At 49.5% G+C, this 15453-nt stretch carries 14 protein-coding genes; 13 read left to right on the plus strand and 1 reads right to left on the minus strand.

The window, feature by feature from the left end:
* Positions 1 to 90: 90 nt before the first annotated feature.
* The 7 genes from rpsL (at position 91) to ACEN2G_RS00125 (ending at position 6273) form a co-directional block, all read left to right on the plus strand.
* The gene (gene rpsL / locus ACEN2G_RS00095) at positions 91 to 465 is read left to right on the plus strand and encodes a 30S ribosomal protein S12 (RefSeq protein WP_319783172.1); all 375 of its coding nucleotides are present in this window, start codon (positions 91 to 93) and stop codon (positions 463 to 465) included.
* Positions 466 to 550: 85 nt separating this feature from the next.
* Positions 551 to 1021 carry a 30S ribosomal protein S7 gene (rpsG, locus tag ACEN2G_RS00100; RefSeq protein ID WP_319783173.1) on the plus strand — a complete coding sequence of 157 codons (471 nt, stop codon included), beginning with the start codon at positions 551 to 553 and terminating at the stop codon, positions 1019 to 1021.
* 74 nt (positions 1022 to 1095) lie between these two features.
* The gene (fusA, locus tag ACEN2G_RS00105; protein WP_442019423.1) at positions 1096 to 3198 is read left to right on the plus strand and encodes an elongation factor G; all 2103 of its coding nucleotides are present in this window, start codon (positions 1096 to 1098) and stop codon (positions 3196 to 3198) included.
* A 63-nt stretch (positions 3199 to 3261) separates the two neighbouring features.
* Positions 3262 to 4446 (plus strand): elongation factor Tu, encoded by a 1185-nt coding sequence (gene tuf, locus ACEN2G_RS00110; RefSeq protein ID WP_442019424.1) that lies wholly within the window; start codon positions 3262 to 3264, stop codon positions 4444 to 4446.
* Positions 4447 to 4726: 280 nt separating this feature from the next.
* Positions 4727 to 5161, plus strand: a complete 435-nt coding sequence (locus ACEN2G_RS00115; protein ID WP_442019425.1) for a TIGR01244 family sulfur transferase — start codon at positions 4727 to 4729, stop codon at positions 5159 to 5161.
* 200 nt (positions 5162 to 5361) lie between these two features.
* Positions 5362 to 5553: a bacterioferritin-associated ferredoxin gene (locus ACEN2G_RS00120; protein WP_442019426.1), complete on the plus strand. Its 192-nt coding sequence runs from the start codon at positions 5362 to 5364 to the stop codon at positions 5551 to 5553.
* 258 nt (positions 5554 to 5811) lie between these two features.
* The gene (locus ACEN2G_RS00125; protein WP_442019427.1) at positions 5812 to 6273 is read left to right on the plus strand and encodes a methylglyoxal synthase; all 462 of its coding nucleotides are present in this window, start codon (positions 5812 to 5814) and stop codon (positions 6271 to 6273) included.
* A gap of 209 nt (positions 6274 to 6482) precedes the next feature.
* On the opposite strand, the gene ACEN2G_RS00130 is transcribed toward ACEN2G_RS00125, so the two are convergent.
* Positions 6483 to 7055 (minus strand): superinfection exclusion B family protein, encoded by a 573-nt coding sequence (locus ACEN2G_RS00130; RefSeq protein ID WP_442019428.1) that lies wholly within the window; start codon positions 7053 to 7055, stop codon positions 6483 to 6485.
* A 298-nt stretch (positions 7056 to 7353) separates the two neighbouring features.
* On the opposite strand from ACEN2G_RS00130, the gene ACEN2G_RS00135 reads away from it, so the two are divergent.
* From ACEN2G_RS00135 to guaD, 6 genes are all read left to right on the plus strand, one after another.
* Entirely contained in the window at positions 7354 to 7785 is a 432-nt protein-coding gene (locus ACEN2G_RS00135) for a GlcG/HbpS family heme-binding protein (RefSeq protein ID WP_442019429.1), read from the plus strand.
* 228 nt (positions 7786 to 8013) lie between these two features.
* Positions 8014 to 8637, plus strand: coding sequence for a TetR/AcrR family transcriptional regulator (locus tag ACEN2G_RS00140; protein WP_442019430.1), 624 nt, complete (start codon positions 8014 to 8016; stop codon positions 8635 to 8637).
* A 396-nt stretch (positions 8638 to 9033) separates the two neighbouring features.
* Positions 9034 to 10485, plus strand: coding sequence for a xanthine dehydrogenase small subunit (xdhA, locus tag ACEN2G_RS00145; protein WP_442019659.1), 1452 nt, complete (start codon positions 9034 to 9036; stop codon positions 10483 to 10485).
* Positions 10478 to 12862, plus strand: a complete 2385-nt coding sequence (gene xdhB / locus ACEN2G_RS00150) for a xanthine dehydrogenase molybdopterin binding subunit (RefSeq protein ID WP_442019431.1) — start codon at positions 10478 to 10480, stop codon at positions 12860 to 12862. The genes xdhA and xdhB overlap by 8 nt, the downstream gene beginning before the upstream one ends.
* 169 nt (positions 12863 to 13031) lie before the next feature.
* Positions 13032 to 13871: a xanthine dehydrogenase accessory protein XdhC gene (gene xdhC, locus ACEN2G_RS00155; protein WP_442019432.1), complete on the plus strand. Its 840-nt coding sequence runs from the start codon at positions 13032 to 13034 to the stop codon at positions 13869 to 13871.
* A 272-nt stretch (positions 13872 to 14143) separates the two neighbouring features.
* Positions 14144 to 15445: a guanine deaminase gene (guaD, locus tag ACEN2G_RS00160; protein WP_442019433.1), complete on the plus strand. Its 1302-nt coding sequence runs from the start codon at positions 14144 to 14146 to the stop codon at positions 15443 to 15445.
* Positions 15446 to 15453: the final 8 nt, after the last annotated feature.

Here is a 15453-nt window from a genome sequence, read left to right on the forward strand (position 1 = left end):
CAGGGCGGTAGCAAGCATAGAATTTTGCGTCCTCGCTTTTTGAGGACCGTTTTTCACAACTGTAGAACGATACATTTTCAGGAGCTGTTAATGACTACTATTAACCAGCTGGTTCGTAAACCGCGTAAGGTTGCTGCTGCAAAGAGCAACGTACCTGCGCTGGAATCGTGCCCGCAAAAACGCGGCGTATGTACTCGCGTATATACCACTACCCCTAAGAAGCCTAACTCTGCATTACGTAAAGTATGTCGTGTACGCTTGACCAATGGCTTTGAGGTTAACTCATACATTGGTGGTGAAGGCCATAACCTGCAAGAGCACTCCGTTGTGCTGATCCGCGGCGGTCGTGTTAAAGATTTACCAGGTGTGCGTTATCACACCATTCGTGGCGCGCTGGATACTTCTGGTGTTACTGCACGTCGCCAGGGCCGTTCTAAGTACGGTGCCAAGAAGCCAAAGTCTTAATAGTTCTCTGTTAAGTAAGGCCAAACATTTTATTCAATAACACTATTGTGTTTTGGGTTATCCCTGAAGTTACGGAGAATTTTCAATGCCAAGACGTCGCGTTATCGGCCAGCGTAAAATATTACCAGATCCAAAATTCGGATCCGATTTGCTGGCAAAATTTGTAAACATCCTGATGGTAGACGGCAAGAAGTCTACTGCTGAGACTATCGTTTACACAGCCCTTGAAGCTGCTGCTGCAAAAAGCGGCAAAGAGCATTTAGCGCTGTTTGAAGAAGCCTTAGAAAACATTCGTCCTACAGTTGAAGTTAAATCACGCCGCGTAGGTGGTTCTACCTACCAGGTGCCAGTTGAAGTACGTCCAGTACGTCGTAATGCCTTAGGCATGCGCTGGTTAGTAGACTCTGCACGTAAGCGTGGCGAGAAGTCTATGGCTCAGCGTTTGGCTGGCGAGTTGCTTGATGCAGCTGACAACAAAGGTTCTGCGGTTAAGAAGCGTGAAGACGTGCACCGTATGGCTGAAGCAAACAAAGCGTTTGCACATTACCGCTGGTAATTGGATGGGTGCGCTTTGGCGCGCCCCTTTTAATTACTTACTAAGGGCATTGACCTTAGAAAGAGGATCTTATTGTGGCTCGTACAACTCCAATTGAGTACTATCGCAACATCGGCATTAGTGCTCACATTGACGCCGGCAAAACCACCACCACAGAGCGGGTGCTGTTTTATACCGGTGTAAATCATAAAATTGGTGAGACTCACGAAGGTTCCGCTACCATGGACTGGATGGAGCAGGAACAAGAGCGTGGTATTACTATCACCTCTGCTGCGACCACCTGTTTTTGGGATGGCATGGCTCACCAATATCCACGGCATCGCATCAACATCATAGATACCCCAGGGCACGTTGACTTCACCATTGAAGTTGAACGTTCCATGCGCATACTCGATGGTGCTGTTATGGTGTACTGTGCGGTAGGTGGCGTTCAGCCGCAGTCTGAGACCGTATGGCGTCAGGCGAACAAATATAAAGTTCCGCGTATCGCGTTCGTTAATAAAATGGACCGTACCGGTGCTGACTTCTTACGTGTAGTTGGCCAGATCAAGACTCGCCTTAGAGGCGAAGCTGTTCCGGTACAATTACCGATCGGCTCCGAAGAGAACTTCAAAGGGGTGATCGACCTAGTTACAATGCAAGCCATTGACTGGGACGAAGAAAACCATGGCACGACTTTTGTTACTCATGCCATTCCAGCTGAGATGCAAGAGTTAGCCGAAAAATGGCGTCAGAACATGGTGGAAGCAGCTGCTGAAGCCAGTGAAGAACTGATGGACAAATACTTGGAAGGCGAAGAGCTAAGCGAAGCCGAAATTAAGGCCGCTTTGCGTCAACGCGTGTTAAATAGCGAAATCATTATCGTGACCTGTGGTACTGCCTTTAAAAACAAGGGTGTACAGGCCATGTTGGACGCGGTGATCGACTATTTACCTTCTCCAGTAGAAGTTCATGCCATTACCGGTCTTAAAATCGACGGTGAGACGCCAGATTCGCGTCCTGCTGACGATAAGGCCCCTTTTTCCGCCTTGGCGTTTAAAGTGGCAACCGACCCGTTTGTGGGTAACCTGACTTTTTTCCGCGTGTATTCTGGAATAATAAATTCTGGTGATGCGGTGCTGAACTCAGTCAAGGGTAAACGTGAACGTCTGGGTCGTATCGTGCAGATGCACGCCAACAAACGCGAAGAAATTAAATCCGTTTGTGCGGGCGACATCGCCGCGGCTATCGGTTTAAAAGACGTGACTACCGGTGATACCCTGTGTGATCCAAGTGCGCCTATTATTTTAGAGCGCATGGATTTCCCAGAGCCGGTTATTTCTGTGGCTGTAGAGCCCAGAACCCAAGCCGACCAAGACAAAATGGGCACGGCTTTGGCACGTTTGGCGCAGGAAGATCCGTCTTTCCGCGTTTATACCGATGAAGAATCTGGTCAGACAATTATCGCCGGTATGGGTGAGCTGCACCTTGATATCCTTGTCGAGCGCATGAAGCGTGAGTTTGGTGTGGAAGCTAACGTGGGTAAACCCATGGTGGCTTACCGCGAAACTATCCGCACCAGCGTGGAGCAAGAAGGTAAGTTCATCCGTCAATCGGGTGGTCGTGGTCAATTTGGTCATGTATGGATCAAAATTGAACCTCGCGAGCCAGGTGCGGGTTATCTGTTTGAGAATGCGATCATCGGTGGCACTGTTCCTAAAGAATATTGCCCAGCGGTAGATAAAGGCATTCAAGAACAGATGAAACAAGGCGTATTGGCCGGATATCCGATTGAAGATATCAAGGTCACATTATACGATGGCTCTTATCACGATGTTGACTCTTCAGAAATGGCCTTTAAAATCGCAGGTTCCATGGCGTTTAAAGAAGGCTTCATGAATTGCGACCCCGTGCTGCTTGAACCTATGATGAAGGTTGAAGTTGAGACGCCAGAAGACTATATGGGTGATGTAATCGGTGACGTAAACCGTCGTCGTGGTATCATCGAAGGCATGGAAGATGGCCCGTCAGGCAAAGTTATCAACGCCGTGATCCCGCTGTCGGAAATGTTTGGCTACGCTACAGATCTGCGTTCACAGTCGCAAGGTCGTGCTTCTTACTCCATGGAGTTTGATAAGTACGGCGAAGTACCTGCAAGCATGGCTGCAGCGTTGGTTGCTGCTCGTAAAGGTTATTAATCTTTTTGTTTAAATTACCCGCTTACAAACGTTAAGTGGGAACAAATTAGGAAGGACTAGTCCGTGTCTAAAGAAAAATTCGAACGCGTAAAAACACACGTAAACGTTGGTACTATCGGCCACGTTGACCACGGTAAAACCACTCTGACTGCTGCTATTACTACTGTATTAGCTAAGAAAATGGGCGGTACCGCTCGCGGTTACGCACAGATCGATAACGCTCCTGAAGAAAAAGCACGTGGTATCACCATCGCCGCTTCTCACGTTGAGTACGACACTGCTGCACGTCACTACGCACACGTAGACTGCCCAGGTCACGCTGACTATGTTAAAAACATGATCACCGGTGCTGCTCAAATGGACGGCGCTATCTTGGTTGTTGCTTCTACTGATGGCCCTATGCCACAGACTCGTGAGCACATCCTGTTGGCTCGTCAGGTTGGCGTTCCTTACATCATCGTGTTCATGAACAAGTGTGACATGGTTGATGACGAAGAATTGCTTGAACTGGTTGAGATGGAAATCCGTGAGTTGTTGTCTGAGTACGACTTCCCAGGCGATGACACTCCAGTAATCCAAGGTTCTGCACTGAAAGGTCTGGAAGGCGAGCCTGAGTGGGAAGCTAAGATCATTGAACTGGCTGACGCACTTGACTCTTACATCCCTGATCCAGAGCGCGCGGTTGACGGTGCATTCTTGCTGCCAATCGAAGACGTTTTCTCAATCCAAGGCCGTGGTACTGTTGTAACTGGTCGTATTGAGCGCGGTATCGTTAAAGTTGGTGAAGAAATCGAAATCATCGGCCTGAAAGACACCGTTAAGAGCACCTGTACTGGTGTTGAAATGTTCCGTAAATTGCTTGACGAAGGTCGTGCTGGTGAGAACGTTGGTGTTCTGCTGCGCGGTACTAAGCGTGAAGACGTTGAACGTGGTCAGGTTCTTGCTAAGCCAGGTTCAATCAAGCCACACACTACTTTTGAATCAGAAATCTACGTTCTGTCAAAAGAAGAAGGCGGTCGTCACACTCCGTTCTTCAAAGGCTACCGTCCACAGTTCTACTTCCGTACAACTGACGTGACCGGTACTATCGAATTGCCAGAAGGCGTTGAGATGGTTATGCCTGGTGATAACGTAAACATGGTTGTTACTTTGATCGCGCCTATCGCGATGGAAGACGGCCTACGTTTCGCTATCCGTGAAGGTGGTCGTACTGTTGGTGCTGGTGTTGTTGCCAAAATCATTGCTTAATAACACTTAAGTGTTATCAAAAAGGAGGCCTAGGCCTCCTTTTTTTATGCTTGAAATTCAGTAAAGAGCGATGGATGAGGCGTAAAGGGTGAAGAGGAGGGGCTAAAATGGCGCTGAGCGCTGTTAATACTTGTCGTCTGTGCTCCCCGTTTCACGTCTTATCCTTATAGCTCTTGCAATTATTGTATACGGGAATACGCTTTAGACCTTAGGGTGGTATTTTCTCTGTTCACGTTTCACGCCTTCCCCCTCACTATTAACTTAACAATCGAGGTGCTTGATGGACATTAAAGTCGTAACTGATTCAATATCTGTGGCGGACCAAGTTACCAGTGATGACTTATTAACGCTTAAAAACGCAGGCTACGGCACTATTATCTGTAATCGCCCTGATGCAGAAGGCGTTGAACAGCCAACGGCTGAGAGCCTAGCAGAGCGCGCTACAGAGCTGGGTTTACACTGGCATTGGTTGCCGATCACCCCAGGTCAGTTTACTGATGCAGAAGTTGCGAAGTTTGCTGGGCTACTAGAGCTGGCGGAGCGCCAGCAAGAGTCAGTATTGGCTTTCTGTCGTACTGGCACTCGCTCCATTACGCTGTGGGCCTTATCTCAGGCTGCCAAGGTACCCAGTGCACGACTGGTGCAACAAGCCAGCGCTGCCGGCTACGATCTCTCCGGTCTTGCCCCTCGCTTAGACGGCCTCTTTCAGGGCTAATGTCGGTTTCTCTACCTTGGACTTTCAATCTGAGACAAAAATGCTTATACCGGTCGCTAACGCGCTTTAACAGCTGCGTTAGCGATCGATTTTAATTCGCGTGATGTAAATTTGCGGGCTGTGTCTATATTCGGCAATAATGACTTGCATTGATAATTAATATCATTTAGATTCATTGCATTGATGCGGAGGATCAAACTATGTATGTATGTTTATGCAAGGGCATTACCGATAGTCAACTGCGTGAAGCGATTGCCAACGGTGGCAGTGAATTTAAACGACTAAAGCAGGAGCTGGCCGTCGGCACTCAGTGTGGTAAATGTGTGCCGGTCGCTATGGCGATTTTAGCGGAAGAGACGGCTAAGACTGCGCTGTATTACGAAGTGGCTTAACTACTCCATCAAGCCTGCTGCCCATAAACATGATTGCCTGTAAACCACATACCTAGCATTGCTTCCCACTCAGCCCCGTCACGGGGCTGAGTTGTTTCAACCTTGCTGTCTTTTCTTTTGCACGCCAAGCAGTGCGTCTGCCACTAGACTCCTATCATTCCTCTATTCTGTTCATCACTATATTTCTGTAGATGCCTATTCTTTGTCACAGATTGTTCGCTAGTATGGGGCTCGCTCTTTATTGGGACTCAATTACAGATGAACGAAACGTTTCGCATTCTGCCAGCGCATAAAAATGTCGCCTTAGTGGCCCACGACCATAAAAAAGTCCAATTACTTGAATGGGTAGGGCGCCGCGCCGAAGCGCTCAAATTGCATCACCTTTACGCGACCGGCACTACGGGGAGCATGCTGAGCCGACAAATTGGCTTGCCGGTGCGTTGCCTGATGTCGGGGCCCATGGGCGGCGACCAACAGCTGGGCGCACTGATTGCCGAGGGTAAGATTGATGTATTAATTTTCTTCTGGGATCCGCTGAATGCGGTGCCCCACGATCCCGATGTGAAGGCCTTGCTGCGCTTAGCCACGGTATGGAATATTCCGGTGGCTACCAATGTGTCGACCGCCGACATGCTGATGGATAGCATGCAAATGAGCACGGATTTCAGCATTAGCGTACCGGATTACGAAGGTTACTTGGCAGAAAGAACCAAGGAATAGTAGCCGTAAGGCGTGAGGTGTAAAGAGTGAAGGGGACGAGATTAGCACCAAGACACTCCCCTTCGTTTACCGCGACTGGCTGCTAAAAAATCCGGAAGAATACGAAAGAAAGCTAAAAGACGGCGCAGTGTGTTCTTCCAGCAAAAATCCTTAACCTTTAATGTTAGTGGTTAACCCCTTCACGCTTCACATCTTACACTTCACGTGCCCTAGTGCCTATCTAACTGCTTATAGGCATATTTTGGTCTGTTGTTCATGATTAAGCTTTTTTGCTCTTCGGTCATATTGGCCGGATTTAGGCCTAATACCTTAAAGGTGAGCAAGGGGCGGGCGGCGATGGCGATCATCAAGGGTTTAATGGCATTTAACCCCGCTTCGCCTGGTTCGCCGAAGGCATAAGTGAGTATGCCTTGTTCTAACAGATTTTTGACGGCAGGCTCAGTTACTGGCAACTTAATGACGCTTTTGCGTTGGATCACAAACTCTCGCAGCACGGCTCTTTCATTGGCGTCTAAATAATCCAGTAACTCTTTTAATAGTCGCTCCTGCATTAATCGCTGCTTACGATAGAACACATATTGAAAACCCATTACCGCCACATGAGACAAAAAGTAAGAACCCGCGCCCACCATGCCTAAAATAAACACTAATCGATAATCGTGTAGCCAGAGGCCAAAAGCACCGGAAAACAAGGTGCGCGGTAGCAAACTGACTAAGGTGCTGCTCAATAACAGCCAGCACATAAAGCGATTAAAAGACGAAATTTGTCGTAAATCCCACATGGTTTTCTCCGTAATAGGGCGGGCATGAGCGGCAACGTAAAATTTAAGCCGACGGCCGAGCCCCACAGCATAAAGCAATATATGTGCCATTAGCGCGATGTTAGCGTCTTTTACCGTATAAACAAGGAAGCGCCGAAAGCCGTGAAGTCGAAAACAGGGCGACCAAATGAGCGAAGCTTATACTTACCTTAACGTAAAGGGCGAACAAAAGTTCTTAACATTGTACGTGTTTTATGTTTTATTAGTGCTCGTTAAATTTCTACCACTACATTCGACTATTCGACAGGGAGTCCCAGAAATGAGTACAGTTACACTAGAACAAGCTTTGACTATCACTCGTGGTGCCTTACAGCGCGCAGCAGAAATCTCTGCCGCACCCTTGACCGTTGCCGTATTAGACAGCGCCGGTTACTTGATTTCTTTGCAGCGCCAAGACGGTGCAAGCTTATTGCGCCCAGATATTGCCAAAGGCAAAGCTTGGGGTGCAGTGGCTTTAGGCCGTAGCTCTCGTGGTTTGGCTGAAGTGGCCGACGCTAGACCTGCTTTTGTGGCCGCGGTTAATGTGATGGCTCAAGGTCATATCATTCCGGCTCCAGGTGGTGTTTTGATCCGTGATGCACAGAATAAGATTATTGGTGCCGTGGGCATCAGTGGCGATACGCCCGACGTGGATGAAATATGTGCTGTAGCCGGTGTTGAACTGGCTGAACTGATTGCCGATTGCAAGTAAGGCTACATGAAATTTTCGACGATAAGCATGGTGGCAAGGTAGCTTAAATGTTTGTCTTCGTAGTCAGTTAATTTGATGTATTGGTCGAAAGTAATTTAAGATAAAGAGTAACCAAGGTTACTCTTAATGAGCGCCCATTTTGAGGGCGCTTTTTTTTGACCAAATCAGCCCGCACTGGGTAGGATTAGCTAAGATAGCGTCGAATAATGATAGGGAGTTCAAAAGTACATGTCTCGGATCAGAGCGAAGAACGAAGAAGTGATTATACGGGCTGCGAGCCGCGTATTTGCTGAGCACGGTTATGCCGCCACTAAAACTGCCGACATTGCACAATTGGCAGACTTGCCCAAGCCTAATATTTATTATTACTTTGGCAGTAAAGAGAAGCTCTATCGCGCCGTGCTAGAAAGCGTGGTGGAACCCTTATTAGCCGCTTCCGCTCCCTTTATCGAATATCAAGATCCCGTAGAGGCGCTCACCGCCTACATTAAATATAAGCTAATGATTTCTAAGAATTATCCTTATGCATCTAAGGTGTTCGCCAATGAAATCATGCACGGCGCTCCGCATTTACCCGCAGATATCGTCGAGCAACTGGCAGAACAAACTCGCACCTTGAGCGCCAAGCTCAATGACTGGATCGCCAATGATTTAATGGCGGCTATTGATGCCCATCATTTGTTGTTTGCTATTTGGTCATCCACCCAAACCTATGCGGATTTTAATTGGCAAATCACCATGGCGCTGGGTAAAGAAGAATTGGACGACCAAGACTTCGAGCGAGCTGCCGAGCTTATCACCCGCATGGTGATTGACGGTTGTGCCGTTAAGTCGCTGCCAGCCGCTCCCTAATACTGGCCGTCAGTCTGCCTTTACTGTCAGCTAAGCAAGATACTAGTGTCTTACTTAGCTGACTAAAAACCTGCCTTTTTCTGACTCTGCTCGTCTTTCCCCTCTGGCTATCCCGTTTTGCTCCTCGTTCATTTGTTGCTCACACTATTTGGTTGATGCGGACTAAAATGAAGTTAGTTATTTCTGTTACATAAAATACACATTTGTCTTGGTGTAACACATGGCACTTAAGATATTGATAATAAAAAACTAATTATTATTCCCTCCACATAATTTTTATTTAGGTTACTAAAAAGTAAAAATTTTATTGACTAAATGGTCAAGTTTCATTTTAATTACACGTGAAGATATTATTGCTTTGCGATCTGCAAGGTGGCCAGTGTTTAGATGAAGGAGGTGAGCTTGATTAAGTTCCTACTTAACCAAGAGTTGCGAGAGGAAAGTGACCTGTCGCCCAATATGACGGTGCTTAACTACCTGCGCACCCGCGTCGGTAAAACCGGCACCAAGGAAGGCTGTGGCTCTGGCGACTGCGGTGCATGCACTGTGGTGCTGGGCGAGCGAGAAGGGGACACACTTCGCTATCAAACCGTAAACTCTTGCCTCACCTTCATTTCAACCTTGCACGGCAAACAATTGCTGACCGTAGAGGACTTAAAAGCTCAAGACGGCAGTCTGCATCCGGTACAGCAAGCGCTGGTCGATTTTCATGGCTCTCAGTGTGGCTTTTGTACGCCAGGCTTTATTATGTCGATGTTTTCCTTAAGCAAAAACAAGCCGAAAGCCAAGCAGCATGACATCTTAGAAGCCTTGGCTGGCAACCTCTGCCGTTGCACCGGTTATCGCCCTATTGTGGATGCGGCCAAACATATCGCCGAGCAACCGGCGCTTGTTGATCAATTTTCCCGCTATCAAACCGAGACTCTGGCGAGGCTAGATCTGATTGAAGCCGACACTCTAGTTACCCTTAACGGAAACGATAAGGTGTGCTTCTCGCCGACCTCCAGCGACCAGCTGGCGGCGCTGTTAGTTGAGCATCCCGATGCCCAGTTACTCGCCGGTGGCACCGACTTGGCGCTGCAAGTGACGCAGTTTTACCGCGAATTACCGAAGATGATTTATGTGGGCAACGTAGCCGAGCTCAAGCAATTGAGCGAGGACGACGAGCAACTGGTGATAGGTGCGGCGCGCAGCTTAACCGACAGCTTCGAGGCCTTGAGTCGGGTATTCCCCGACATGGGCGAATTATTAGAACGCTTTGCGTCTTTGCAAATACGTAACCAAGGCACGCTGGGCGGTAACATAGGTAACGCCTCGCCGATTGGTGATGCGCCGCCTGTGCTGATGGCGCTGGATGCTCGGTTAGTGTTGCGCAAAGGCGATACTCGTCGCGAGCTCGCTATCGAAGACTACTTCTTGGATTACAAGAAAACCGCCCAACAGGCCAGCGAGTTTATCGAGCACATCATAGTGCCCAAGCCTAAAGCCGGTCAGTATTTCAAAGTTTATAAACTCTCTAAACGACTGGACGATGATATCTCTGCGGTGTGTGGTGCCTTTAATCTCACCATTACCGATGGAAAAGTAACGGATGCGCGCATCGCCTTCGGCGGCATGGCCGGCGTGCCTAAGCGGGCTGCTACCTGTGAGCAAGCCTTGCTTAATCAGCCGTGGAATCTAGCCACGGTTAAAACCGCTATGCTCGCCTTAACCGGTGATTTTGAACCGCTGTCTGACTTTAGAGCCAGCAAAGAATACCGCAGCAAAACCGCCACTAACTTGCTCTATAAGTACTTTTTGGAGCAACAAAGTCTGCAACTGGAAACTAGGGTGACGTCTTATGTCTAAAACACCACAACCGACACTGACCATTGATGAAATGATGGCGCAGGTTAAACAAAACCTGCAAACCGGCGTAGGTAAAGCCATACCCCATGACAGTGCCGCTATGCATGTGGCGGGTGAAGCCCAATATATAGACGACCGCTTGGAGTTTCCTAATCAGTTGCATCTGTATGCCCGCATGTCTGAGCGGGCACACGCCCGAATTACTAAATTAGACATCAGCCCTTGTTATGCAGTGGACGGCGTGACGCTTGTGGTAACAGCCCAAGACGTGCCCGGCCAACTCGATATTGGGGCGATTTTGCCCGGTGATCCGCTGTTCGCCGATGGCGTGGTGGAGTATGTCGGCCAGCCGATGTTTGCGGTGGCGGCGAAAGACTTAACCACGGCGCGCAAGGCGGCCATGTTAGCCGTGGTGGAATACGAAGACTTGCCTGCCGTATTATGTGTGGAAGACGCCTTGTCGAAAAAGCACTTTGTGACCGAAAGCCATAAGCAGCAAAGAGGCGACTCGGCGGCTGGCCTCGCCAAGGCGCAACACGTGATTGAGGGCAGCCTGCACATTGGCGGCCAAGAGCACTTCTACCTAGAAACGCAAGTGAGCTCGGTAGTGCCTACCGAAGATGGCGGCATGTTAGTGTTTACTTCCAGCCAGCATCCGACCGAAATCCAAAAGCTGGTGGCCAGCGTGCTAGGCATCAATATGCATAAAGTGGTGGTCGACATGCGGCGCATGGGCGGTGGCTTTGGTGGTAAAGAAACCCAAGCTGCGGGCCCTGCCTGCATGGCGGCTGTGGTGGCGCACCTGACCGGTAGGCCGACTAAGATACGCTTGCCGCGCATGGAAGACATGAATATGACCGGCAAGCGGCATCCGTTTTATAACCAATATAAAATTGGCTTCGATGATACCGGGCGCATTCAAGCTTCCGATATTGTCGTAACCGGTAACTGTGGTTATTCGCCCGATCTGTCGTCCTCGATCGTGGACCGCGCCATGTTCCACTCCGACAACGCCTACTATCTTGGCGATGCCACCGTAGTCGGCCACAGATGTAAAACCAACACTGCCTCTAACACCGCTTATCGTGGTTTTGGTGGGCCGCAAGGCATGATGACGATCGAGCATGTGATGGACGAGATCGCCTCTTACTTGGGCAAGGATCCGTTAGAGATCCGAAAAATTAATTTCTACGGTGTTGATGATCGTAACGTCACTCACTACCACCAACCGGTGGAGCACAACATCATTCACGAGATGGTGGCGAGTCTCGAAGTCTCCAGTGAATATGCTAAGCGCCGCGCGGAGATCCGTGCCTTTAATGGCCAAAGCCCCATCTTAAAGAAAGGCTTGGCGCTGACGCCGGTGAAGTTTGGCATCTCCTTTACTGCCAGCTTCTTAAACCAAGGCGGCGCTCTGGTGCACGTGTACACGGATGGCAGTATTCATCTTAACCACGGCGGCACTGAGATGGGCCAAGGACTGAATATTAAGGTGGCGCAAATCGTCGCCGAAGAGTTTCAAGTGGATATTGATAAGATCCAGATCACCGCCACCAATACCGATAAGGTGCCCAACACTTCACCGACCGCGGCTTCGAGTGGCACGGATCTCAACGGTAAGGCGGCGCAAAATGCCGCGCAAACCATTAAGCAGCGGCTGATCGATTGGGCGGCTGGGCATTTTCAGGTGACGCCAGAAGAAGTGGTGTTCAAGAATAATATGGTGAAGATCCGCGACCAGATCTTGCGCTTCCCTGAATTTATTGAGCTGGCTTATTTCAACCAGATCTCGCTGTCGAGCACCGGCTTTTATCGCACGCCTAAGATCTTTTACGATCATGTCACCGGCTCCGGCTCGCCTTTCTATTACTTCGCCTATGGCGCCGCCTGCTCGGAAGTGATCATAGATACGCTGACCGGCGAATATAAGATCCTGCGCGCCGACATTCTGCATGACGTGGGCGACTCGTTGAATCCGGCCATCGATATTGGCCAAGTGGAAGGCGCCTTCGTGCAAGGCGTGGGTTGGCTTACCACCGAAGAGTTGGTGTGGAACGATAAAGGCAAGCTGATGACCCAAGGGCCAGCGGGCTACAAAATCCCTGCTGTCAGCGATATGCCAATCGACTTTCGCACTACCTTGGTCGAGAACCGCAAGAACCCAGAAGATACGGTATTTCACTCCAAAGCCGTGGGCGAGCCGCCCTTTATGTTGAGCATTTCTGTGTGGTGCGCGCTAAAAGATGCGGTGGCCAGTGTGTCCAACTATCAAAAATACCCGCACATAGATGCGCCCGCCACGCCCGAGCGAGTGCTGTGGGCGGTGGAGCAAATGCAGACTTGGCTGGAGCAAAATGAAGCTGGGCAGGGCGCTTAGTGCTTGGGCGTCACCGAGGGAGCAGGATTGCCTACGCCAACGCGCTAAACTGCATCCATGCGACGCTCGTCAAATACCCTCCCTGGTATTTGACGGTTGGCTCCGACAATTTCCTGCTCCCTCTTTCGATAGTCTGAAGCCGTCTGTTGGTGATAGTTGAGGTAAGGGTATGTTTAAAGATAACTGGATCCAAATACTGGCGGAGCTAGAGCGTAAAGGTGAACCTTGCGTGCTGGTGACGGTTGTTGAGCACAAGGGCTCAACGCCTCGTGACAGCGGTACCAAGATGCTGGTCACCGAGCAGGGCTGTTACGCCACCATAGGTGGCGGTCATCTGGAATACAAAGCGCTGAAGCTGGCGCGTGACATGCTGCTAAATGGTGAACAACAAATGAAGGTAGAGCGCTTTAATTTAGGTGCAAGCCTTGGTCAGTGTTGCGGCGGCATGGCCAGCATTATGCTGGAGCCTGTGGTGCGCGCTCGCCATCATCTGGTGTTGTTTGGCGCGGGGCACGTAGCCAAAGCCTTGGTGCATATTCTGGCCACACTGCCGTTTCGTATTACTTGGATTGATGAGCGCGCGGCGGAGTTTCCGCTTGAGCAGCTTAGTGGCGTGACTCAGGTGATCAGTGACGATCCAGTGGGTGAGATTAACCACCAACCGCCGGGCAGTTTTTATTTGGTCATGACCCATAACCATCAGTTAGATCTTGAGCTGTGTGCAAAAATACTTAAACGCCAAGATGCCCGCTACTTTGGCGTGATTGGCTCGCAAACTAAGCGCAAGCGCTTCGATTACAAGCTCAAAGAACGCGGCTTTAGCGAGGCGGATTTAGCACAGATGATTTGTCCCATCGGCTTGAGCCAAGTGGTCGGTAAACATCCTGCTGAGATTGCGGTGTCGGTGGCCGGTGAGCTGATCAGCGTTTATCAGCAAACGTTGGTACTAAGAACTGGGGCTAGCGAAGCCACAGAGCGAGAGAAACTAACAGTAACTAGTTCGGCATAACCGATATTAAAACCTAAAATATTTTTTGCCACGGAATCCACAGAACCCACGGAAAAATAGAGATAAGCGCGAAAAATGATTTTTAAGTATTAAGACCAAGCCTTCGCAAGCTATCAACGTAAAGCCGTTAGCGGTCAACTTAAAAATATCCTTATCTAATCCTCGCCCTTACCAGTTAAAGCTTTGCTTACTGGTCGCTTGTGAACTCTTCTGTGGATTCCGTGTTCTTCCGTGGCAAAAGGGCTGTATTACTGAATTTTGGAGAGTTTTTTATGACGCAAATCACCGCGTATCGCGCCGCCATTTTGCACAGTCTGGGTGATCCCGACCAAGTAGGGCTGGAAAACAGTTACGACTATTACCAAGATGGCATGTTAGTGGTCACTGATGGCTTAATTACCGATATCGGGCCTGCCGACCAAGTGCTGGGGCTTTTGCCTGCTGGGACGCCCATAGTTGTTTTTGAAAATAAATTAATTAGCGCCGGCTTCGTGGATACCCATATTCATTTTCCGCAAACCGAGATGATTGCCTCCTACGGCGAGCAATTATTGGATTGGTTAAATAACTATACCTTTCCCGAAGAGGGGAAGTTTGCCGATCCCGCACACGCTCAGCGCGTGGCTAGCTTCTTCTTAGATGAGCTGCTGCGTAACGGCACCACCACTGCCATGGTGTTTGGTACCGTGCACAAGGCCTCAGTAGAAGCCTTCTTTAGCGAGTCGGAGAAGCGCAATACGCGCATGATTGCCGGCAAGGTGATGATGGATCGCAACGGGCCCGACTATTTGCTCGATACACCCGAGTCGAGTTACACGGACAGTAAGGCATTGATCGAGCGCTGGCATAAGCGCGGCCGCCAGTTATATGCGGTAACGCCACGCTTTGCGCCGACCAGTACCGCAGCGCAACTGACCATGGCGGGGCGCCTGTTGGCCGAATATGACGATATCTATTTGCAGACCCATTTGTCGGAAAATAAACAAGAAATCGAATGGGTGAAATCGTTATTCCCCGAGCGCGCCGGTTATCTTGATGTGTATGACCATTTTAATTTGCTCGGTGAGCGCTCGGTATTTGCCCATGCGGTGCACTTAGAGCAAGCAGAGTGTGAGCGTATGGGCGAGACCGATTCGGTGATTTCTTTCTGCCCGACTTCCAATCTATTCTTAGGCTCAGGCTTACTGGATTTGCCCAAAGTAGAAAGCCACGGCATTCGTGTCGGCTTGGGCACGGACGTGGGTGGTGGCACCAGCTTCTCTATGCTACGCACTATTGCTGAGGCCTATAAAATTCAACAACTGCAAGCGCACAAATTACACCCCATGAAAGCCTTGTATCTGGCCACCTTAGGCGGGGCTCGTTCCTTAAGTTTGGACGATAAGATAGGTAACTTAAGCGTAGGTAAAGAGGCAGATTTCTTGGTGTTGGACTTACATGCCACGCCCTTGATGGATGCGCGCATTAACAACAGCCTGCACCTGTTTGAGCGCTTGTTTGTGTTAATGATGCTGGGTGACGACAGGGCGATAAGCGAGACCTATATCTTTGGCAAGCGACAATATCAAAAATAATTCTGTAC

It is taken from the genome of Oceanisphaera sp. W20_SRM_FM3, assembly GCF_052119705.1.
Taxonomy (GTDB): domain Bacteria; phylum Pseudomonadota; class Gammaproteobacteria; order Enterobacterales; family Aeromonadaceae; genus Oceanimonas.